The sequence below is a fragment of the Bradyrhizobium arachidis genome, from assembly GCF_015291705.1.
Lineage (GTDB): Bacteria > Pseudomonadota > Alphaproteobacteria > Rhizobiales > Xanthobacteraceae > Bradyrhizobium > Bradyrhizobium arachidis.
The window spans coordinates 5397679-5418570 of the sequence record NZ_CP030050.1; the positions used below are offsets into that span (position 1 = coordinate 5397679).

The window sequence follows — 20892 nt, forward strand, 5'->3', positions numbered from 1 at the left end:
TTTGCCTCGTAGGTCGTTCGCACCGCCGCTTGTCTGGTAGTGATGCTGTGGACGGCTCCTCCACGGGCACGAGAGTGCCAAGGAGTGGGCGCCGTTTAAAGCTCCCACGATTCGGAGGAGCAGCCTATGCAGTCAATTTCGACGATCGGTCTGGACATCGCGAAGTCGGTCTTCCAAGTGCACGGCGTTGATACAGCCGGCCAGGTGGTGATACGCCGCCAGTTGAGGCGCCGGCACGTCCTGGCTTTTTTCCAGAAGCTGCCGCCATGCCTGGTGGGGATCGAGGCGTGCGCATCATCGCACCATTGGTCCCGCGAGCTGCAGGCGTTAGGGCATACGGTGCGATTGATGCCTCCGGCCTATGTGAAGCCCTACGTCAAGCGGCAGAAGAACGACAGCACCGACGCGGAGGCGATTTGCGAGGCAGTCACGAGACCCAACATGCGGTTCGTGCCGACCAAGACGGTCGAGCAACAGAGCTGTTTGATGCTTCACCGGGCGCGCCATCTCTTCATCCGCCAGCAGACTGCCGTGATCAATTCAATCCGCGCCTATCTTGCCGAGTTCGGGATCATCGCCCCTGTCGGACGCAGGGGTGTCGAGCAATTGCTGGAAGTCGTCGCCGATCCAGCCGACCACCGGCTCCCCGAGGTGGCCCGTGCGTGTCTTGCTGCTCTCGGCAGTCAGTTGCGGGCACTGAAGGCTCAAATCCTGGAGTTCGACCGACGCATCATCGCCTGGCATCGATCAAGCGCGACGAGCAAACGGCTGGACGCGATCCCCGGCGTCGGGCCGGCGTTGGCAACAGCCTTGGTCGCCAGCATTGCGGATCCCAAGGCTTTCCGATCGGGACGGGACTTCTCGGCCTGGGTGGGGCTCGTGCCGAAGCAGAACTCGAGCGGGGGCAAGGACAAGCTTGGCAGTATCAGCAAGCAAGGCGATCGCTATTTGCGCAGCCTGTTCACGGCTGGCGCGCTCGCCGTGATCCGCTATGCCAAGATCCATGGCACCGATCATCGGCCCTGGCTCACTCGATTGTTGGCCCGGCGCCCCACCAAGGTTGCCGCTATCGCACTGGCCAACAAACTCGCCCGGATGGCTTGGGCGATGATGGCCAGGAACGAACGTTACAAGGAACCCGCCGCTCTCGCGGCGTGAATGAGATCACACGGGAAAACCCGGCGTGACGTAACGGTTGGGAAGGCGAACAGCACGTAATGAAGTGCCGGTCGATCCGGCGATCAGGACAACCCACATGGGCCACAGCATCATCGAATGCGAGGTATTGACCGGGACCTGATCCGCGGAGGGCATTATGGCCAGCGGTCATGAGTACCGCACAAACAGGCCGAACACATGGCTGCTCCGACCACGCTGCAAAGTGAAGATTCTTCTTGCCAACCCGGAGCCGTCCACACATGGCCCATCAGCGAAGTCGCGGCACAAGTCACTAGGGTCCGCTTGTAGAGCGGAGCGGACTGCATTTGCCCACTCTGAGGTCTTCGCATTTTGCCCCAACTCCGACACGGCGACCTGCGTCGTCGTGCAGCCGACTAACTCGACTTCGCCGAATGAAGCCTCCGAGCTGACGCTCCAGACAGCGATCACGCGGCAACCGACAATCCTACCTGCTGAGCATACTTCCAGCGAACCCGGCGCTATTCCGACGGGGAGCGCTGCGGAAACCTGTTCCGCCTTTTGAACCAGCCGCCGTGCCGCCGGCGGAATTCCCGCGCGTCACCGCGTGCTGCCCGTCGTAATCTCTTGCGAGTGCACCGGGATCATCAGGTGCTCGTTGGGTTTGCCGGGGTACATGACGAAGGGCTGCGTCGCGTCTTTGACATCCACATCGCGCGGATAGGGACTGAGCATCTCGTGTGCTGCGCCGCCGACGATCATCACGTGTGGCCCGGTCTGGACCCAATGCTGGTGGGTGTGCCGTTCGGTGGAATCATGATTGCTCGTGCCAGTATCCCCGGCCAGCATGAAGATGAAGCCAATCTTGTTTGGCGGGGCTTGATTGGCCTGCAGAGCTTTGCGCCATTCCATGGCGTTCTGGTCATCGCATTCGGGCGTTCCGTCCTTGCCGATAAAACACGTGAAACCGTTCGATCCGGCTTGGACGGTCTTAGATGATCCATCCGGCTGCGGCATGGTGATCGTCGCGTTGTTCACGACCGACGCCGGGGCGGCGGTCTTCGCCTTGGCGATGTACTCTGGTTCGCTCTTCGGGACTTCCTCGCTTGGAAATGCCGATGCGGACGTGATGAGGGCTGCCGAAGCTACGCAGAACCCAGCCGAAGCGAGAGCGTAGAGCCTGTTCATGGCTTACCTCCTATAGTGGTCGACCAGCATGAAATTGTACCCCAGAAGCAAGTGGGTGCATCCTCTAAAAGGCATCTCAGGCGGACATCCTCGGCGAGGTGCCGCCGCCGCCAAGGCGGGAGGAACGGGCTACCGTTGGCCTAATGGAGAACCACGGTGAGCGAGTGCGGGCGCCGTTGCCGGCGCACAACACGCGGTAACTAAATCGCTAAAGCCCTCGTCCCTGCGCCCCGGCATTGTCAGTTGCCTCGACCACGGCCCCACCTTGGGCTAGCCTGTGGCGCATGGTGGTGCGATGCGTCGAGGACTGGAACAATTTCTTCCCATCGTCGTGCTCGCGCTGGTGATGCAGATCCTGGCGCCAATTGCGGCGTGCTGGGCTACCACCGTCGCGATAGTCGATCCGCTGCAAAGCGCCAGCATTTGCCACGGCAGCGCCGGCAACCGTTCGGGCGACCAGGACCGCGGAAGTTTTGCGCACGATGGACTTTGCGCGGTGTGCGTGTCGCATGCAGGAGGAGCCGTCGATGCGCCAAGAGCGCACACCGTCGCGGCTCATCCAGAGCAGGTCCTGATTGTTCAATGGCAAGCACAGGCGGCGCCCGCATGGGCCCGGATCGCCTCGAACATTCAAGCGCGTGGGCCTCCGGCGTTGGCGTGAGCATGGCGGCCTGCACTGCTGAATCTGCACGTCGACACCTGTGGAGACCTTTCATGTCCAACTTTCGTGCGCAAGCGGGCCTTTGGGGTGCCGCAATCGCGCTTGTTCCCCTTTCCGGAAGCCTGGCCCACGAGATTGTGGGCAACCGCTTCTTCCCGGCAACCCTCAGCATCGATGATCCCGGCGTGAACGATGAACTGTCGATTCCCACGGTCGATAGTTTCAAGACCGGCGACGTTCCGCCAGTTCGACAACGGGATGTGTCCGGCGAGTTTTCCAAACGAATCACCGAGGACTTCGCGATCGCACTTGGCTCGACCTACACTTTTCTCAGTCCAACAGATCCGACCATTCCCGGCGCCAACGGATTTCAAAACCTGGAGACCACGTTCAAATACCGCGTGTTCAGGGATCCTGGGCATGAGTTCGTAATGTCGGTCGGCCTCAGCATCGAATGGGGCGGCACCGGCTCTCAGAACGTCGGGGCCGATCCGTTCAACACCTACACGCCGATGCTGTGGTTTGGCAAAGGCTTCGGCGACCTGCCGGACACGTTTTCATGGCTGCGCCCGGTGGCTGTCACCGGCCAGGTCGGCTACGCGATTCCGGCCAGGAACTTCACGACGACGTTTGGGATCGACGCCGATACCGGCGAGCTTACTGCCGATACCGAATTCCACCCGCGAGTGCTGAACTGGGGCGGAACGATCCAATACAGCATGCCCTATCTCAAATCCTCGGTCGTGGATCTCGGCTTGCCGGAGTTCATCAATCACCTGATCCCGCTCATCGAAGTAAATTTGCAGACCCCGGTGGCGAACACGCTCACCTCGGGCACGACAACGACGGGTACAATCAACCCCGGCGTGCTCTGGGTCGGCAACAAGTTTCAGATGGGTATCGAGGCGCTGATCCCGATCAACCGACAAAGCGGGACCAACGTCGGCGTGATTGCTCAATTGCACCTCTACCTCGACGACATCGATCCGCGCGGTATTGGCAAGCCGATCTTTGGCGGGCCGGTGCAGCCGGCGAGCCCCTTTGCAAGGTAACAATCCATGCAACCCTCACGTCTGATTCCGGTCGCCTCGCTGCTGCTCCTGGTCACGGCCGTTGAAGTCAGAGCACATGCGTTTCTCGACCACGCCGAGCCGCGCGTCGGCAATAAGGTCGCGACGCCGCCGCGTCAGGTGACGCTCTGGTTCACTCAAAAGCTGGAGCCCGCTTTCAGCAGCGTCACCGTCACCGGGCCGGGTGGCCAGCGGGTCGATACTGGCAAGGCTCGTGTCAGCGGCGAGCAGATGTCGGTCTCGTTGAAGCCGAGTGGCACCGGAACGTATCATGTGAACTGGCGCGTGCTGTCGGTTGACACACATACGACCGATGGCAGCTTTACCTTCCAGGTCGGCCAATAGGAGATCGGCGCTGCCGATGGACTGGTCCGCGACAGGCGTAGCAATGGTCGCGGCGCGTGCGATCCACTTCGCCGCGACTGCGGTGATAGTCGGAACCCTGGTCTTTCGGACCAACATCGCGAAGGTGGCATTGCGCGAGGAAGAAAACGTCGCAATTCCGTTCTGGACACAAACGCTGCACCTGCTGTGGGCTTGTCTTGCCGTCGGGGTGATCTCCGGGCTCGTCTGGCTATTGCTGCAAGCAGTCTCGATGAGCGGTCTGCCATTCGGCGAGGCGGTAAGCGCGGACGTCCTGTCGACGGTAGTGAACGAAACCCAATTCGGGCAACTCATGGAGGTCCGCGCTGGCCTGGCAGTCGCTCTGGCGGCCTGCCTCGCGTTTGATCGCGCGGCACTCGCGGAGTGGCTTGCGCTCGCGGCGGGGCTCGGCCTCGCCGCAAGCCTTGCCTGGACCGGCCATGCCGGCTCGACCCTTGGGGCAACGGGCGACGTGCATCTCGCTGCAGATGCACTGCATTTGATCGCCGCCGCGGCCTGGATCGGTGGTCTCGTGTCGCTGGTTCTTTTCTTCGCTGCGGGCCGGAATCAGGCGACCGCCTGGGCACCCGTTGCGAGCGATGCGGCCGAACGCTTTTCGATCTTGGGCATGGTCAGCGTGGCCACGCTTTTCGTCACCGGCATTGTCAACGTCTGGATCCTGGTCGGCTCGTTTCGTGGGCTGTTTACAACCGAATACGGCCTTGTGTTGATGCTCAAGCTCGGCATATTCGCCGCCATGCTCGCAGTTGCCGCGATTAACCGATTCTACCTGATGCCGCGGCTCGCCCTGCCATCCGCCACCGGAGTGCAGTCGGACTCACTCCGGCAACTCACGCGCAACAGCGTTATCGAGATCGCGCTCGGACTGACGATCCTCGCCATTGTCGGAATGCTCGGCATGATGCATCCCGCCGTCCATCTGGTCTCGACCTAACCATTTCTATAGAACATGTCGGGTTTTGGCCCATCAGCGAAGTTGCGCTCATCTGGCGGAGGCCCGCTGCTTGCGGCTAAGCGGACTGGATTGCTCGCTCTGAGTTCTTCGCATTCTGAAGACTAGCGGACATTGGATCGTCTCATCGAATCATCTTGTAGTTCCTTCGCCTATGGTTGGCTCAGCTCGAAGGCTATCCTACCCTCCGATCGTCCAATGAGACCACCTTGGCACCAGTCAAGAATGCGGCCCAATCTTTCATCAGCGCTCGTCGCTTTTCCAGCTTCTGGCCACGTTGATAGGCCGCAGTGGTCTCGCTCTTGTATTTATGGGCAAGCGCAGCCTCGCGGACTCCATCAGGATAGTCGGTGCATTCCTCGGCCCAGGTTGCAAAGGTAGACCGGAAGCCATGGACCGTGACGTGTCCGTAGCCGAGACGATCAAGTACCGCGAGCATCGCATTTTCGGAGAATGCTCCGCCATCGGGATTAATAAAGATCAGTTCACCTTGGCTGCCATCGCCCATCTCGTCGAGCACCGCCAGCGCGGGATCTGTCAAGGGAACGTGGTGGTCTTGGTCCATCTTCATCCGCTCGCCGGGGATTTTCCAGGTGGCGGCCGGACGATCGATTTCACACCACTGCCCGTCGACGGCCTCGTTCGTGCGGCAAGCTGTGAAGATCAGGAAACGCAGCATGGCGGCAGCCGTCCCGGGCGCACCGGCAAGGAGCTGCATGAAGGCCGGCGCCTCGCTGTAAGGCAAGGCAGGATGATGGCGGACCACCCGTTTGGGGCGCTTTGGCAACTTTTCACGCAGCTGCCTTGTCAATTCAGCCGGATTGCGGAAGTCCGGATCGTCGATATCGACGTTCTTCGCGATGATCGTTTCGATCCGGCCGCGAACACGGTTCGCGGTCTCCCGCTTTTCCACCCAGATTGGCTTCAGCAGATCGTGGATGTGGCTCGGCTTGATCTCCCGGATCGTCAGCTTGCCGATGGTGGAATAGGCGTAGCGCTTGAGGGAGGATGGCCACTGATCGCGATGCTTCTCGCTCCAGGTCGACCAGTTCACCCGGATGTAAGCTTCCGCGCACTCCTCGAACGTTGGCATGACGACCTTGGTCTCTACGGCTTTCGCCTCTTCGCGCGCCTGTCGCCGTTCCAGCACAATGTCCACGCCGGCGGTGCTGCGATCGCCCTTCACGCGCAGCCGCGCAGCATCGCGTGCCAGTCGCGCGTCCTTTAGCGACACATCCTTCAAGGAGCCGAGGCCGTGCCAACGCTCCTTGCCGTCCTTCCAGAATCGGTACGACCAGCTTTTCGAAGTTGGTCCTGTGACGATCAAATAAAGCCCACCGCCGTCGGCGTATTTGCCGGGCTTGGTTTGGCGATCGACGTCGAGTGGTTTAAGCCTTCCAGCCATTGTTCCTCCAGGAAAACCGTCCTCCGAACCCACGGTCTAAAGCTACGGTCAGCGTCCCGATTAGGGAGAACACCGGAGAACTGCGAAGTACAGCTTTTCGGCGCAAGTCACTGATTTCGCTGTGGAGTTCGAACGACTGCGAACAGAGGAGAACAATATACTGGCGGAAGGGGTGGGATTCGAACCCACGGTACCCTTGCGGGCACGCCGGTTTTCAAGACCGGTGCCTTAAACCACTCGGCCACCCTTCCAAGCCCGGAATGGCTGTCGCTTAACGCAGTCGGTGCCGCAAGGCAACGCGAAGTTGGCGCCCTCGCCTCAAGCGCCTCCACACCCAGTCCGCTGTCAGGCGAGCGTCAGGCTGTTCCTCTAGCTTCACGCAACGCGTCGGCCACCGATACGGCCCGGCCGCTCAGCAATCCCGGACACCAGCGACATCTCCCAGGGCGTCGCTGGTTGCGAGGCCCGGTTTGGATTCGCCTCCGTTTCCGGGCCTCGTTTGCTGCCGCCAAAAGCAATGCGGCGCCCCCGAGGGAGCGCCGCTTGGAATTCCTCGCTGCTGCTTCGGTTCAGTAGCCGCAGGAAGCGCAGCCCATCTGCACCGGGGCGTAATAGGAATAGCCGGGCGAGACCATCTCGACGCGCTGGCGCGTCGCATATTGCGGCGGGATGCGCTCGTACTGCACGCCAGGCGGCGCGACCATCACGGTCTGCGGCACCATCACGGTGCGGTACTGCGCCGGCGTGCGGTGGGCAACCACGGAGCCCGCCGACACCATCACGGTCTCGTCGATGGTGCGGTATTGCGGGGCGACGTATTGCTGCTGGTAGCAGGTCTGGCACGGCGGCGGCGTGTAGCAATTGTAGCAGCCGGCGGAGGCTGCGCCCGTCATCGAAATCGCGGCGACGGCCGTAGAGAAAACAACAGCGAGAGTACGAGACATTGCGGTGGTGCCCCAGTTGCCCGAAATGGATTTGCGAAGGTCGCGCGCAATATACGCCGCAAACTCCTGGGCTGCCGAAGTTCGTTGGAGCATCCTTAACGCGAACGGCCGGCTTTCGCCGGCCGTTCAGGACTTGTTGACTATGCGCACGCCGTGCGAACGGCGCGATGCTCAGTTTGAGCGACGCTTCACCTCGCGCACCGCGCCGCGCGCGGCGCTGGTGGTGAGCGCAGCGTAAGCCTGGAGCGCGGTGGAGACGTTGCGCTTGCGGCCCGTCGCCTGCCAGGCGGCATCGCCCTTCGCCTCTTCCGCTGCGCGGCGGCTGGCCAGCTCCTCGTCGGAGACCTCAAGCGTGATGCTGCGGTTCGGAATGTCGATGGCGATGACGTCGCCGGTGCGCACCAGACCGATGTTGCCGCCTTCCGCCGCCTCCGGCGACAGATGGCCGATCGACAGGCCGGACGAGCCGCCGGAGAAGCGGCCGTCGGTGACGAGCGCGCAAGCCTTTCCGAGGCCCATCGATTTCAAATAGCTGGTCGGATACAGCATCTCCTGCATGCCGGGGCCGCCGCGCGGGCCTTCGTAGATGATGACCACGACCTCGCCGGCGACGACCTTGCCGCCAAGGATGCCTTCGACGGCCGCGTCCTGGCTTTCGAACACGCGCGCGGGGCCAGAGAACTTCAGGATCGAGGCATCGACGCCGGCGGTCTTCACGATGCAGCCGTCCTGCGCGAGATTGCCGTAGAGCACGGCGAGACCACCGTCCTTGCTGAAGGCATGCTCGAGATCGCGCACCACGCCCTTCTCGCGGTCGGCATCGAGCTCGTCGTAGCGGCGTTCCTGGCTGAAGGCGACTTGGGTCGGGATGCCGCCGGGCGAGGCACGATAGAAAGTGCGCACCGCCTCGCTCTTGGAGCGCTTGATGTCCCAGCGCTCCAGCGCATCGTTCATGGTCGGCGCGTGCACGGTCGAGACCGAGGTGTCGATCAGGCCGGCACGGTCGAGTTCGCCGAGAATGCCCATGATGCCGCCGGCGCGATGCACGTCCTCGACATGCACGTCGGCGACCGACGGCGCGACCTTGCACAGCACGGGCACGCGGCGCGACAGCCGGTCGATGTCCTGCATCGTGAAGGCCACCTGCCCTTCATGAGCGGCGGCGAGCAGATGCAGCACGGTGTTGGTCGAGCCGCCCATCGCGATGTCGAGCGTCATCGCGTTCTCGAACGCCTTGAAGTTCGCGATGTTGCGGGGCAGCACGGAGGCGTCGTCCTGCTCGTAATAGCGGCGGACGAGGTCGACGATGGTGTGGCCGGCCTCGACGAACAGGCGCTTGCGGTCGGCGTGGGTTGCGACCACCGAGCCGTTGCCGGGGAGCGCCAGGCCCAACGCCTCGGTCAGGCAGTTCATGGAGTTGGCGGTGAACATGCCCGAGCAGGAGCCGCAGGTCGGGCACGCCGAGCGCTCGATCACCTTGACGTCCTCGTCGCTGACCTTGGAGTCGGCCGCGGCGACCATGGCGTCGATGAGATCGACGGCCTTGGTCTTGCCCTGCAGCTTGACCTTGCCAGCCTCCATCGGGCCGCCCGACACGAACACGGCGGGGATGTTGAGCCGCAGCGCGGCCATCAGCATGCCGGGCGTGATCTTGTCGCAGTTGGAGATGCAGACGAGGCCGTCGGCGCAGTGCGCGTTGGCCATGTACTCGACGCTGTCGGCGATCAGCTCGCGCGACGGCAGGCTGTAGAGCATGCCGTCATGGCCCATGGCGATGCCGTCGTCGACGGCGATGGTGTTGAACTCCTTGGCGACGCCGCCGGCCTGCTCGATCTCGCGGGCGACCAGCTGGCCGAGGTCCTTGAGGTGGACATGGCCGGGCACGAACTGGGTGAAAGAGTTGACGACCGCGATGATCGGCTTGCCGAAATCTGCGTCCTTCATGCCCGTCGCGCGCCAGAGGCCGCGGGCGCCCGCCATGTTGCGGCCGTGGGTGGTGGTGCGGGAGCGATAGGCTGGCATGGCGGTTTCCGTCCTCGGGTTTGGGTGCCTGAGCGGGAAAATATGGAGCCGCCTCAGGCCTTTCCGGCCGGATAGCGCACGGGGTGATCAGGTGCAACGGGAACTTGGGCCGGACAGGGCCGGATCGGCCTTTCGCAGGCCTCCCCTGCTCCCGGCGCGGGCTATTGCAAGCTCGGGTCAGCGCCGGAGAGACGCTGTGGCTAGCGCTCCGGCTTGGGCAGCACAATTCTCCCCTGGGAGGCAATGCCACCCCACTTGGCGGACCAGCCGATTTCCGAAGCCGAGGATGGCTCAATGCTTGTCTGACCTCGGGCGCCCTGCAATGCAAACAGGGCACCCTGGGGATCGACACATCGTGCGATCCAGCAGCCATCGGGCAACTCGATCGGACCCTGGAGGATCCGGCCTCCGCCAGCATTCACATGTTTCGTGGCAGCACCGATGTCGTCGACGTTGAAGTAATGCAACCAGCTCGGCTGCGTCACGCTCGGAAGTTTCGTGAGCATGCCGCCGACCGTCTGCCCACCCGCCGAAAACAATTGATACCAGGCCGCTGGTTCGCCTTGAGCGTCCGCTTTCTGCCAACCGAATAGTTCTCTGTAGAAATCGAAGATCACGGTCCGGTCGGCGGCCAGCAACTCATGCCAGCCTACGCGCCCCTGCTCGTCCAGCCGGCCCGGTTTCCGTCGGCCATAGGTTGGTTCTTTGATCAGCCCGAACGTCGCCTCCTGCGGATCGGCAACGACTGCTATGCGGCCAATATTGGTGTCGGTCGGCGGCACAAGGATCCTGCCTCCGAGGCGCCTGATCTGCACGGCGGTTGCGTCCAGGTCGTCGACGGCGACGTATCCCATCCATCTCGGCGTCGCCCCCAATCTCCGCCCCTCTTCCGGGATATCCATAAGTCCGCCCAGCGGAGCGCCGCCGCTACGAAACACCATGTAGGGCAGTTCGGGGGTCGATTCATCCCTCACGCCCCAGCCGACGGCCTTGCGATAAAATGCGCCGGCCGCCGCGACATCCGTGGTCAGGAGTTCATACCAAGCGAAACGCCCTGATTGATCTGCCACGCGGACCTCTCCGTTCAAGATTCGATGCGCTTGCGGCACTGCACCAAGCTGCACGCGCACCAACAGCGCCGATCGTTGATGCCCTGCGTCAACTGCCCGTGCCGATGCCGTTCATGAAGATGAATACATTCTGAACGCGCAGCGCCGCGCTTTTGTGCGCGTAATTCTTGCTCGTGTTATTTCCTGAGCGTAGACTTACCGCGGCTGGGATGCTTCTAGCAATGCTCGGAGGTTGGACCATGCGGCAGGCGAAGCAGACTTCTAAACGGAAGAAGCGGGTAACCAAAGTCGCCGTGCCGGCGTTCGGAGCCGCAGGGTTGACGTTCTCGCTGGCGGGAGGCGCATCGGCGTCCGCCGTGCCGACACCCGACGTGCAGCAATTGCCGCACCTTGGAACGGGTCAGGCAATCACGCTCGATGAAGAGGAAATGGCTGACGTCAGCCTCGCCACCTTCCATCTCTTCGACAAGGAAAACGCCGGCAGCCGCGTGCAGCTGGCGTGGCGTGGATGCGGCGGTTGCCGCGGCTGCGGAGGCTGTCGGGGTTGCCGTGGTTGCCGATGCGGCGTCGGTTGCCGATGTGCAGGTTGCGCAGTTGGCTGTGCTGTCGGTGTGGTGGGATGCGCCGTATCATGCGCGGGTTGCTGCGCATCGTGGGGCCGCTGCCGCTGGTGCTAGGCCTCGGCGCGCTCCGAATGTCAAATTCACGGGTTGATAGGTCATTGGCCGGCCTCAAGAAAGGGGCCGGCCAATTGCTTGATTTCGCTCCGATGCTTGCATCGGCAGCTTGCGGGCGGCAGCTGAATTCGTTTCAATTCTCCGGGAAAATGCCGGCCTGCGGTCGCGACGATCCGTCTTGCACCGGGGATCCAGCGTGACGGCAACAGGATCAGCGTGCTGACTCAATGACTGCAACTCGCAAGACCCGCGTTGCGCGGCAGACCCGCAAAGACGTTCTCCGATTTGCACCGAACTTCACCGCTTACGTACTGCCTCCCGATGCGGTTTGCCTCTATTCCGAGGATCGCAAGTTCTTCCTGCATGGCGAGCTCTACTGTGCCTTGGCCACCGCGATCGGAAAACATGGCAAGGCTTGGTCGGAGATCATTCGCCAGCTTTCGAAGCACTTTCCGGCCGACAAGATCGAGGAAGCGATCAAGCGGCTCCTCGATCGCCGATATGTCGTTGCAGCGACCTCGAAAGCGTTTGACGGTGCCGTCGCTGGTTTCCTGGCAAGCCTAGGCATGCCCCTGGAGATCGCGGAGCAGAATCTTCGCAATTGCCCGGTGCAGGTCGAGTCGATTGACGTCAAAGGCGCCAAGGAGCTGACCGCGGTGTTGAGCAAGCTCGGGGTTCAAATCGCCAAGCGAGCGCCGAAGTTCACGATCACGCTGGCGAACGACTATCTCGACCGGCGACTTGCTGAACTGAACCAAGAACGCGTGGCCGCCAAGACGCCCTGGTTGCTGGTCCAGCCATCCGGTCCGTTTCCGTTGGTCGGGCCCGTGTTCAAACCGGGCGAGAGCGCCTGCTGGACCTGCCTGTTCGATCGCATGATCCGCAATCGGGAGATCAAGGGATTTCTCGACCGGGGACCGGCGCATGCGGTTGCCACATCGCCGCTCGTCAGGGAAAGCGTCGGCCAAGCGGGAATCCATTTTGCGGCCGTCGAGATCGCCAAGGCGATTGCCTCGGGCTTTCGCACCGATTTGCGCGATCACATCGCAAGCTTCGACCTGACCGGCGCCGCCATCGCCAAGCACTACGTGACGCGACGCCCGCAATGTCCGACCTGCGGCAGCAGGAAGCTGAACAACCCGCGCCGATCTCCGGCCCTGGTCGAGATTGCCGAGGGCAAGAGGCTCGTCATGACCAGCGGTGGATACCGCACCGTGACATCGCGCTCGACGGTGTCGCGCTTCCGCAAGCATGTGAGCCCACTGACAGGCGTGGTGTCCAGGCTCGAGCGGATCGACGTCGATCTGCCGATGAACACCAACTATTTCGCCCAGCATAATTTCTCCGCGCCGGCCCACAGCATCGACCAGCTCAGGTCCGGATTGAGCGGCGGCAGCTTTGGCAAGGGCTCGACCGCCGAGCAGGGCGAAGCCAGCGCGCTGATGGAATCGATCGAACGCTATTCGGGCATTTTCCAGGGCGATGAGATCAGGACGACGCGTCGATTTGACGATTTCGCTCCTGGCGACGCGCTTCTTCCCAACGATGTCCAGCTCTTCAGCGAAACGCAGTTCAAGAACAGGTTTCTCCAGCGACCGGACGATCCCCATCCGGTGCCCGAGCCGTTCGATCCCGCGACGAGGACCGAGTGGTCGCCGGTCTCATCGCTGCGCGACAAACGCTTCAGATATCTGCCGACGGGTCTCCTGTATTTCTTTTATGGCGGCTTTCACACGGATTCCAACGGCTGCGCGGCCGGCAACACCCGCGACGAAGCGATTGTCCAGGGCTTCCTCGAGCTGATAGAGCGCGATGCCTACGCGATCTGGTGGTACAACCGGGTGCAGCGCGCCGAAGTCGACCTCGAGCAGTTCGACGACTTCTACGTCCGGGATCTCCAAACTCAATTTGCGGAAGCCGGGCGCAAGCTGTGGGTGCTCGACATCACCACCGATCTCGGCATTCCGACTTACGTGGCGATCATGCACTGGATGCAGAATGGACACGAGAATATCGAGTTCGGCTCCGGCGCGCATTTCGACCGCCGCATAGCCCTGCTGCGCTCCCTCACCGAGTTGACCCAATTCATGTCGGTCGGCATGATGGGCGGCGCGAGCGGCGAGAAGCCGACCCTCGACGGTGTCACACCGCTGCGTCTGGAAGACTACCCGTTCCTGACACCGAGCGATCGCCCTATCATCCCCCCGGCGCCGAGCCTCAAGCTTCACGACAATACGCGAGACCAGGTCATTGCCTGCGTCGAGATCGCCGCCCGTGCAGGCTACGATTTCCTCGTCCTCGACCAGACACGTCCCGACGTCGAGGTTCCGGTCGTCAGAGTGCTCGTTCCCGGCCTGCGTCATTTCTATCGCCGCTTCGCACCGGGCCGGCTCTACGATGTGCCGGTGAAGCTCGGATTGTTGGACCGGCCGCGACCCGAAAACGATCTGACTTCATTCCTGCCACACACCTGAAGGCTGCTCTTTCGTGCGCGCTCCCAGGAAAAAGCCGACCAGGAAGATCGCGCCAGACATTGCCGCCCGATTGGGCCATCGCTTCTCCCTCCAGATGCAGCCGGACGGAAACATCGCCGCCTTTCTGGGCGACTATTCCGTCAACCTCGGACAATTCAGCGCGGCCGCGATGGACCGCGCCCGACATCTAAGTACCGGTCTTCCGCTCGCATCGTTTGCAGGCAAGAGTGTCGTCGCCAGGGAAATCGACGCCCTGGTACATCGCTTGGCGCGGCAGGGGCTTTTGGAATACCGCCTCTCCTCGTCGCATAACACCCAGGGCTTCGTGGTCATCGAGCCCCAAGTCCCCGACTACTGGCCGCGGCGCGCGAAGCTGGGCAGCCGTGACACCGTCGTGTTGTCGCGCTTTGCCTATCTGCGCCGGCGCGGCAATGAGATGGTGCTGGAATCGCCACGCGCCGGCGCGCTGTTCCGGATTGGCGATCCCGCCATCGCCGCCACCCTTGCTGCGCTGTCGCAGCCTCGGAAGATCGGCAAGCTCAACCAGAAGATAGCTTCCTCCACTGTCCCTCTCCTCGAACTGTTGCTCGACAGCCAGATCCTGCTCAAGCTCGGTGCGAAAGACGGAGAAGGCCTGCGGGTGAACGAAGGCGACGGCAACCTCGTGCTCTGGGATTTCCACGATCTGGTGTTTCACACGCGGAGCACGGAGGGTCGGCAAGCCAATCCGGTCGGCGCCGCCTTCACCTATGCCGGGGTCGTTCCGCCGTCGCCCGCGGTGCGGCCACCCTGGGCCGGCAGCAAGATTGACCTGCGCAAACTCTCCTGGCCGGAGCCGAACTCCCACTTCCCGAAGCTGTTGCGCGAACGCCATTCAACGCGGGATTTCGACGACAAGAATCCGGTCACGCTCGGCGAACTCGCGCAGTTTCTCGACACCACCGCGCGCGTCGTGTCCGAATGGAAGAGCGGGCCGTATTTCGAGGGCGGTCCCGAGGTCCCTTACAGCACGAGGCCTTATCCGTCGGCGGGGAGCGCGTACGAGCTGGAATTGTACCTTACCGTCGCGAACTGCGACGGGCTTGCGCCCGGACTCTACCACTACGATGCAGGGAGCCACGCGCTGGTCGCGATCAGCGCTTCCCCCCAACAACTCCAGGCGCAACTGGCGGCTGCCCAGTTCGCCATGGACGCGCCCGCTCAGCCGCAAATCCTCATCACGATCGCGGCGCGTTTTGGGCGGGTCTCCTGGAAATACAGCTCAATCGCATATTCGTTGATCCTGAAGGATGTCGGCAGCCTGATTCAGACGCTTTACCTGGCGGCGACCGATATGGGCCTCGGCGGTTGCGCCATCGGCAGCACCAACATCGATCTGTTCGCGAAAATGACGGAGTTGGAATTGCATATCGAGGGCCCGGTCGGTCAATTCGCGCTCGGCCGCGGCAGGACGCCGGAAGTCCAAGGCTAGGCAAATCGGCACACGCCGCAGGCCGGTCGCCCTATTGCAGGGTCGGATCGAGCCGGTCGCGCAGCCAGTCGCCGATCACGGAGACGGCCAGCGTCGTGACCACGATGGTGGTCGCCGGCGCCAGCATGATCCAGGGCGCCCGGGTGAGGTACTCGCGGCCATAGCCGACCATGTTGCCGAGGCTGGTCATCGGCGGCTGCACGCCGAGGCCGAGGAAGGACAGGCCCGACTCCATCAGGATCACCTCGGGGAAGACCAGCGTGGTCGAGACGATCAGGGTGGAGGCGATGTTCGGCAGGATGTGCCGGAGGTAAATCCGCGACGGCGTGGCCCCGAGCTGGCGGACCGCGGCCGCGTAGCCCTGCGCATTGGCCGAGATGGCAAGGCCGCGGGCGATGCGGGCGTAGCGCTCCCAGCCGAACAGGCCCATCAGGCCGATCAGCAGCGGCAGCGAATTGCCGAAGAAGGCGAGTACGGCGAGCGCCATGATCAGGAACGGCATGCTGGCCTGGAAGTCTGTCAGCATCAGCACGAGCTGCTCGACGGCCCCCCGGAAATGCGCGGCGAGGAAACCGAGCGTGGTCCCGACGATCGCCGAGATCGCGGTCGCGCCGAACGCGATCAGCAGCGAGATGCGGATCGAGACGAGGAGGCGCGACAGCACGTCACGGCCGAGCTCGTCGGTGCCGAGCCAGTGCGCGACATTGCCGGGCGGTGACAGCCGGTTGCGCAAATCGAGCTGGGTGAAGCCGTAAGGCGCGATCTTCTCGGCGAAGGCCGCGATCACCAGCATGGCGACGATCCAGGTGATCGCGAGCGCGACCGAGACCGGGATCGCCGGCAGGCTGATGCGGCGGCGGACGGCCGTGTCCTTCAGCGTGGCGTCGGTCATGCGTGCGCCCCTTTGGCGCGCAGCCGCGGATCGAGGAAACCGTAGAGGAAGTCGACGATCAGGTTGGACGTCACCATGGTCATCGCGACCAGCAGCAGGATGCATTGCACGACGGCGAGGTCGCGGTTGGCGACGGCAACCACGAGCAGACGCCCTACGCCCGGCCAGGCAAACACGCTCTCGACCACGACCGCGCCCGCGATCAGCGTGCCCACCATGAAGCCCAGAATGGTCACGGTCGGGATCGCCGCGTTCGGCAGCGCGTGCGAGGTCACCACCTTGCGCCACGGCACGCCCTTGGCCGATGCGGTGCGGATATAGGGCTGGCCCAGCACTTCCAGCATGGCGCTGCGGGTGAAGCGCGCCAGCACCGCGGCGCCGCCGAGGCTGAGCGTCGTGATCGGCAAGATGGCGTGCCGCCAGCTGTCCTGTCCGCCCGAAGGCAGCCAGCCGAGCTGCACGGCGAAGACGAGCACCAGCAGCAGCGCCAGCACGAAGCTCGGCACGGTGAAACCCGCCACTGCCGTGATCATCACGGTGCGGTCAATGGCGGAGCCCCGGTGCAGCGCGGCGTAGATGCCGGCGGGAATGCCGAGCGCGACCTTGAACACGAAGGCCGGCAACGTCAGCGCCAGCGTCGCCGGGATGCGCTCCAGCACGAGCTCGATTGCGGGCCGTCCGTCGCGCATGGAGCGGCCGAGTTCGCCCTTGGCGATGGCGCCGAAGTAATCGAGATACTGGAACCAGATGGGATCATCGAGGCCCCAGGCCTTGCGGAAGGCGGCAAGGACTTCCGGCGGCGCCTCCGGTCCCAAGATCATCAGCGCGGGATCGCCTGACAGCCGCAGCACGACGAAGGCGAAGGTGACGACGAGCACGATCGTCAGGGCCGCGCGTCCGATGCGGATGGCGAAGTAGCGTCCCATCACGCCGCGTCCTGCGTTTCGGCCTGTGGGCCCGTGACGAGATGGCAGGCGACCTGCCGCTCACCGCCGACGGCTGAGAGTGCAGGCACCTCGCTTGCGCAGCGCGCAATAGCGCGCGGGCAGCGCGGGTGGAAGGCGCAGCCTTGGGGCCGCGCCGCCGGGTTTGGTGGATCGCCTGACAGCACGATGCGGCCCGCGCTGCGGCGGCCCGGTGCGGGCGACGCCGAGACCAGTGCCTGTGTGTAGGGATGCTCCGGCCGGGCAAAGAGATCGTCGGCGCTGCCGATCTCGACAATGCGGCCGAGATACATCACGGCCACGACATTGCTGATCTGCCTGACGACGCGCAGATCGTGGCTGATGAACAGCAGCGTGAGCCCAAGCTGCGCCTGGAGATCGCACAGCAGATTGACCACCTGCGCCTGGATCGAGACGTCGAGCGCGCTGACGGGCTCATCGCAGACAAGGAAATCCGGCTTCGTCGCCAGCGCCCGCGCCAGCACGATGCGCTGGCGCTGCCCGCCGGAGAGCGCGCCCGGATAGCGCGCGCCGTGCGCGGGTGTCAGCTCGACGGCGCGCAGCAATTCGCGCACGCGCTCCTCGCGCTCGGCCGGCGTGCCGAGGCTGTGGATGTCCAGGGGTTCGCGGATTTGCGTGGCGACGGCCAGGCGCCGGTCCAGCGCGCCCAGCGGATCCTGGAAGATCATCTGCATGCGCGCCCGTTGCGCGCGCCACGCAGGCGTACCGGGCGCTGCCATCGACTTACCGCCAAACCGCACCTCGCCGCGATCGGGCGGCTCGAGGCCGAGCACGATGCGGCCGGTGGTCGATTTGCCCGAGCCGGACTCGCCGACGAGGCCGAGCGTCTCGCCCTTGGGGATCGTCAGCGACACGCCGTCGACGGCATGCACGGCGGTCGCTCGGCCGAACATTCCGGAGCGCATCGAATAGCTGCGCGAGATCGAGGATACCTCGACGAGCGGCGCGCTCATTCGGCGGCGATCCCGAGCAGCGCGCGGCGAGAGGCTTCGGCGCGGATGCAGGCAACCGCGCGATCCTCTGCGATTGGCGCGAGGGTCGGCGCCGCAAGACCACACGCCTCGGCTGCCAGCGCACAGCGCGGCGCGAAGGCACAGCCGTCAGGCATATGCGCGGGATCGGGCACGGTGCCGGGAATGGCGGTGAGACGGCGGCGCGGCCCGTCGAGCGGCGGCAGCGCGCCGATCAAGCCCTGCGCATAGGGGTGCACGGGATCGGCAAAGAGCTGGTTGCTCGGTGCGTGCTCGACGATACGGCCGGCATACATCACCGCGACGCGGTCGCAGTTTTCCGCGACGACGCCGAGGTCGTGGCTGATCAGCACCATCGCCATGCCCATCTCGCGACGGATGGTGGAGAGCAGTTCCAGAATCTGCGCCTGGATGGTGGCATCCAGCGCCGTGGTCGGTTCGTCCGCAATCAAGAGGTCGGGATTTCCGGCGAGCGCCATCGCGATCATGATACGCTGGACCTGGCCGCCGGAGAATTCGTGCGGATAGGCGGACAGACGCCGCGCCGCATCGGGGATGCCGACCAGATTAAGCAGCCGCAGCGCATCCGCTCTTACGGCATCACCCGAGAGATCGCGATGCAGCGCCAGCGCCTCGCAGAGCTGCTTGCGGATGGTCAGCACCGGATTGAGCGCGCTTGCCGGATCCTGGAAGATCATGGCAACCCGCCCGCCCCTGACCTGATCGAGCTCGGAGGCCGGCGCGCCGAGGATCTCGCGCCCGTCGAGCCGCACCGAGCCCGAGACCTTCGCGTGCCGCGGCAACAAGCCGAGCGCGGCAAGCCATGTCACCGACTTGCCCGAACCGGACTCGCCGACGAGACCGAGGGCCTCGCCCTTCTGCAGGGTGAGATCGACGCCGCGCAACACCGCGACACCGTTGAAGGCGACGCCGAGGTCGCGGATGCTGACCAGCGGCGACACCGCTTACGCCTCGAAATTGCCGGCGCGGAAATCCATCGCGAATGCCGGCGCCGCCTTCCACTTGATCGATTTCGGCTTGGCCGTGAATGTCGCGTTCTGGTGCAGCACCGTGTAGGCGGGATCCTCGCGCTCGGCGATCTCCAGCATGCGGCGGAACGCCTTCTTGCGCGCCTCACGATCGGTCGAGGTTTCCAGGAATTCGGACAGCTTGTTCAGCTCGACATTGGTCCATTCGCCGATCTGCTGCTGCTGGCCGTTCGGTCCATGCTGGGCGACCAGCGAGGAGACTGGATCGTTGAAGGCGGCCGAGTTCGACCAGTCGCGCACGGCGCGGGTCGGCGCGCGCTCCATGATCTGCGACCAGTTCTCCTTGGTCTCGATCTGGACGTTGAGGCCGACCGACTTCCACATCTCGACCAGGATCTGCGCGGTCGCGACCTGGTTGGTGTAGTAATTGTTGAGCAGGCGATACGGGATTGGGTCGCCCTTGTAATTGGCCTGCTTGAGCAGATCCTGCGCGAGCTTGGGATCGTAGGCCGGCACGCTCCAGTCGGCGTTGAACATGTCGCCGTAGAATTCCCACTGCAAACCTTTCGGCACGCGGGTGCGGCCGGCCCACAGGCTGTCGACGATCGCCTGGCGGTCGATGGCATGGGTGAAGGCGCGGCGCACGAGCGGGTTGGCGAGCACGGCGTGGTTCTTGTCAAACACGGTCAGGCGGTGATTGAGGATGGTGCCGCCCTGCACTTCGAACGCAGCATTCTTCTCGATGCCGGCGATCTGGTCCGGCGGGATGTCGCAGGCGAACTGGTATTCGCCCGAGAGCAGGCCGTTGATGCGGCTCGCGACCTCAGGCACTTCGAGGAAGCGAATGCGCTTGAGCGGCGGCCGGCCGCCCCAATATTCGTCGTGGGCTTCCAGCGTCAGCGAGACGTCGGGCCTAAGCTCGACCACCTTGTACGGACCAGTCGTGATCGGCTTGCGCGCCCAGTCGAGATAGCTTGCGGATTCCTCCCAGGCGCGGCGGTTCATGATGTCTGAGCCGTAGCGCTGCAGCCGGCCCTCGATCGTGACGTCGGGCGTCGCGTTGTAGAAGCGCACGGTGTACTTATCGACGGCATCGACGCGCACGAGGTCCGGCCAGATGCGGCGGGCGACGGCGGGCACGTCCGGCGGCAATTCCTTGCCCGGGCGCGGCGTCGGGATCTTCTCGAAGGCCTGGATGGTGGTGCGGCTCTTGGCCTCGGTCTCGCCGAACATGCGTTCGCGGCTGAAGGTGAAGACGACGTCTTCGGCGGTCAGCTCGTCGCCGTTATGGAACTTGACGCCCTGGCGCAGCTTCAGCTCGACGGTCTGGTCGTCGATGCGGCGCCATTCGGTGGCGAGGCCGGGCACGGCCTCGAGGTTGCCGCGCCAGTTCTTCGAGATCAGGCCTTCCCAGATCGAGGAGAAGAACACGCGCTCGCCGACATTGGACTGCTCGCGCAGCACGTCGAGCACGTTGGCGTTCGTCACCTTCTGCACGGCGATCGTGACCGAGGGACGGTTGTCGCCCTGCGCGATCGCAAAGCGCGGCAGCAGCAGCGTGCTGGCAGCCGCGCCGCCGGATTTCAGGATGGTGCGACGGGAAAACTTTGTCATGACGAT

The 20892-nt window shown here is 63.9% G+C and carries 17 protein-coding genes and 1 tRNA gene; 7 read left to right on the plus strand and 11 right to left on the minus strand.

Annotated features, from left to right (window positions below; all coding sequences use genetic code 11):
• Window positions 1-126 precede the first annotated feature (126 nt).
• A complete protein-coding gene (locus WN72_RS25205; RefSeq protein WP_092221157.1) occupies window positions 127-1158 on the plus strand; it encodes an IS110 family RNA-guided transposase in 1032 nt (343 codons plus the stop codon).
• 579 nt (window positions 1159-1737) lie between these two features.
• Here the strand turns inward: WN72_RS25205 and WN72_RS25210 are convergent.
• Window positions 1738-2325, minus strand: coding sequence for a hypothetical protein (locus WN72_RS25210; RefSeq protein ID WP_092214326.1), 588 nt, complete (start codon window positions 2323-2325; stop codon window positions 1738-1740).
• 295 nt (window positions 2326-2620) lie between these two features.
• Between WN72_RS25210 and WN72_RS25215 the strand changes: the two genes are divergently transcribed.
• From WN72_RS25215 to copD, 4 genes are read left to right on the plus strand one after another with little or no spacing between them, the layout of a single operon-like run.
• A complete protein-coding gene (locus WN72_RS25215) occupies window positions 2621-2986 on the plus strand; it encodes a DUF2946 family protein (protein ID WP_143130564.1) in 366 nt (121 codons plus the stop codon).
• Between the two features lie 53 nt (window positions 2987-3039).
• Window positions 3040-4038 carry a hypothetical protein gene (locus WN72_RS25220; RefSeq protein WP_092214322.1) on the plus strand — a complete coding sequence of 333 codons (999 nt, stop codon included), beginning with the start codon at window positions 3040-3042 and terminating at the stop codon, window positions 4036-4038.
• A gap of 6 nt (window positions 4039-4044) precedes the next feature.
• A complete protein-coding gene (locus WN72_RS25225; RefSeq protein ID WP_092214320.1) occupies window positions 4045-4401 on the plus strand; it encodes a copper resistance CopC family protein in 357 nt (118 codons plus the stop codon).
• Between the two features lie 16 nt (window positions 4402-4417).
• Window positions 4418-5374, plus strand: coding sequence for a copper homeostasis membrane protein CopD (copD, locus tag WN72_RS25230; protein ID WP_092214318.1), 957 nt, complete (start codon window positions 4418-4420; stop codon window positions 5372-5374).
• Between the two features lie 193 nt (window positions 5375-5567).
• Here the strand turns inward: copD and WN72_RS25235 are convergent, their stop codons facing one another.
• From WN72_RS25235 to WN72_RS25255, 5 genes are all read right to left on the minus strand, one after another.
• Entirely contained in the window at window positions 5568-6797 is a 1230-nt protein-coding gene (locus WN72_RS25235; protein WP_092214316.1) for a tyrosine-type recombinase/integrase, read from the minus strand.
• Between the two features lie 161 nt (window positions 6798-6958).
• Window positions 6959-7048 (minus strand) — tRNA-Ser (locus WN72_RS25240).
• Between the two features lie 318 nt (window positions 7049-7366).
• Complete coding sequence (locus tag WN72_RS25245) at window positions 7367-7690, minus strand: hypothetical protein (RefSeq protein WP_167380715.1); 324 nt, start codon at window positions 7688-7690, stop codon at window positions 7367-7369.
• A gap of 222 nt (window positions 7691-7912) precedes the next feature.
• The gene (ilvD, locus tag WN72_RS25250; protein ID WP_092214312.1) at window positions 7913-9763 is read right to left on the minus strand and encodes a dihydroxy-acid dehydratase; all 1851 of its coding nucleotides are present in this window, start codon (window positions 9761-9763) and stop codon (window positions 7913-7915) included.
• A 200-nt stretch (window positions 9764-9963) separates the two neighbouring features.
• A complete protein-coding gene (locus WN72_RS25255) occupies window positions 9964-10833 on the minus strand; it encodes a VOC family protein (RefSeq protein WP_231164030.1) in 870 nt (289 codons plus the stop codon).
• A gap of 904 nt (window positions 10834-11737) precedes the next feature.
• On the opposite strand from WN72_RS25255, the gene WN72_RS25260 reads away from it, so the two are divergent.
• Both WN72_RS25260 and WN72_RS25265 read left to right on the plus strand, forming a co-directional pair.
• The gene (locus WN72_RS25260; protein WP_092214308.1) at window positions 11738-13984 is read left to right on the plus strand and encodes a TOMM precursor leader peptide-binding protein; all 2247 of its coding nucleotides are present in this window, start codon (window positions 11738-11740) and stop codon (window positions 13982-13984) included.
• 94 nt (window positions 13985-14078) lie between these two features.
• Window positions 14079-15455, plus strand: coding sequence for a SagB/ThcOx family dehydrogenase (locus WN72_RS25265; RefSeq protein ID WP_167380725.1), 1377 nt, complete (start codon window positions 14079-14081; stop codon window positions 15453-15455).
• 31 nt (window positions 15456-15486) lie between these two features.
• Here the strand turns inward: WN72_RS25265 and WN72_RS25270 are convergent, their stop codons facing one another.
• The 5 genes from WN72_RS25270 to WN72_RS25290 are packed head-to-tail and all read right to left on the minus strand — an operon-like array spanning window position 15487 to window position 20886.
• Window positions 15487-16347, minus strand: a complete 861-nt coding sequence (locus WN72_RS25270) for an ABC transporter permease (protein ID WP_092214304.1) — start codon at window positions 16345-16347, stop codon at window positions 15487-15489.
• Window positions 16344-17273: an ABC transporter permease gene (locus WN72_RS25275; RefSeq protein ID WP_167380714.1), complete on the minus strand. Its 930-nt coding sequence runs from the start codon at window positions 17271-17273 to the stop codon at window positions 16344-16346. Before WN72_RS25275 ends, WN72_RS25270 begins: the two co-directional genes overlap by 4 nt.
• Window positions 17273-18265: an ABC transporter ATP-binding protein gene (locus tag WN72_RS25280; RefSeq protein WP_092214300.1), complete on the minus strand. Its 993-nt coding sequence runs from the start codon at window positions 18263-18265 to the stop codon at window positions 17273-17275. Before WN72_RS25280 ends, WN72_RS25275 begins: the two co-directional genes overlap by 1 nt.
• On the minus strand, window positions 18262-19245 hold the full coding sequence (locus WN72_RS25285) for an ABC transporter ATP-binding protein (RefSeq protein WP_092214298.1): 984 nt from the start codon (window positions 19243-19245) through the stop codon (window positions 18262-18264). Before WN72_RS25285 ends, WN72_RS25280 begins: the two co-directional genes overlap by 4 nt.
• A 3-nt stretch (window positions 19246-19248) precedes the next feature.
• The gene (locus WN72_RS25290; RefSeq protein WP_092214296.1) at window positions 19249-20886 is read right to left on the minus strand and encodes an ABC transporter substrate-binding protein; all 1638 of its coding nucleotides are present in this window, start codon (window positions 20884-20886) and stop codon (window positions 19249-19251) included.
• Window positions 20887-20892 lie beyond the last annotated feature (6 nt).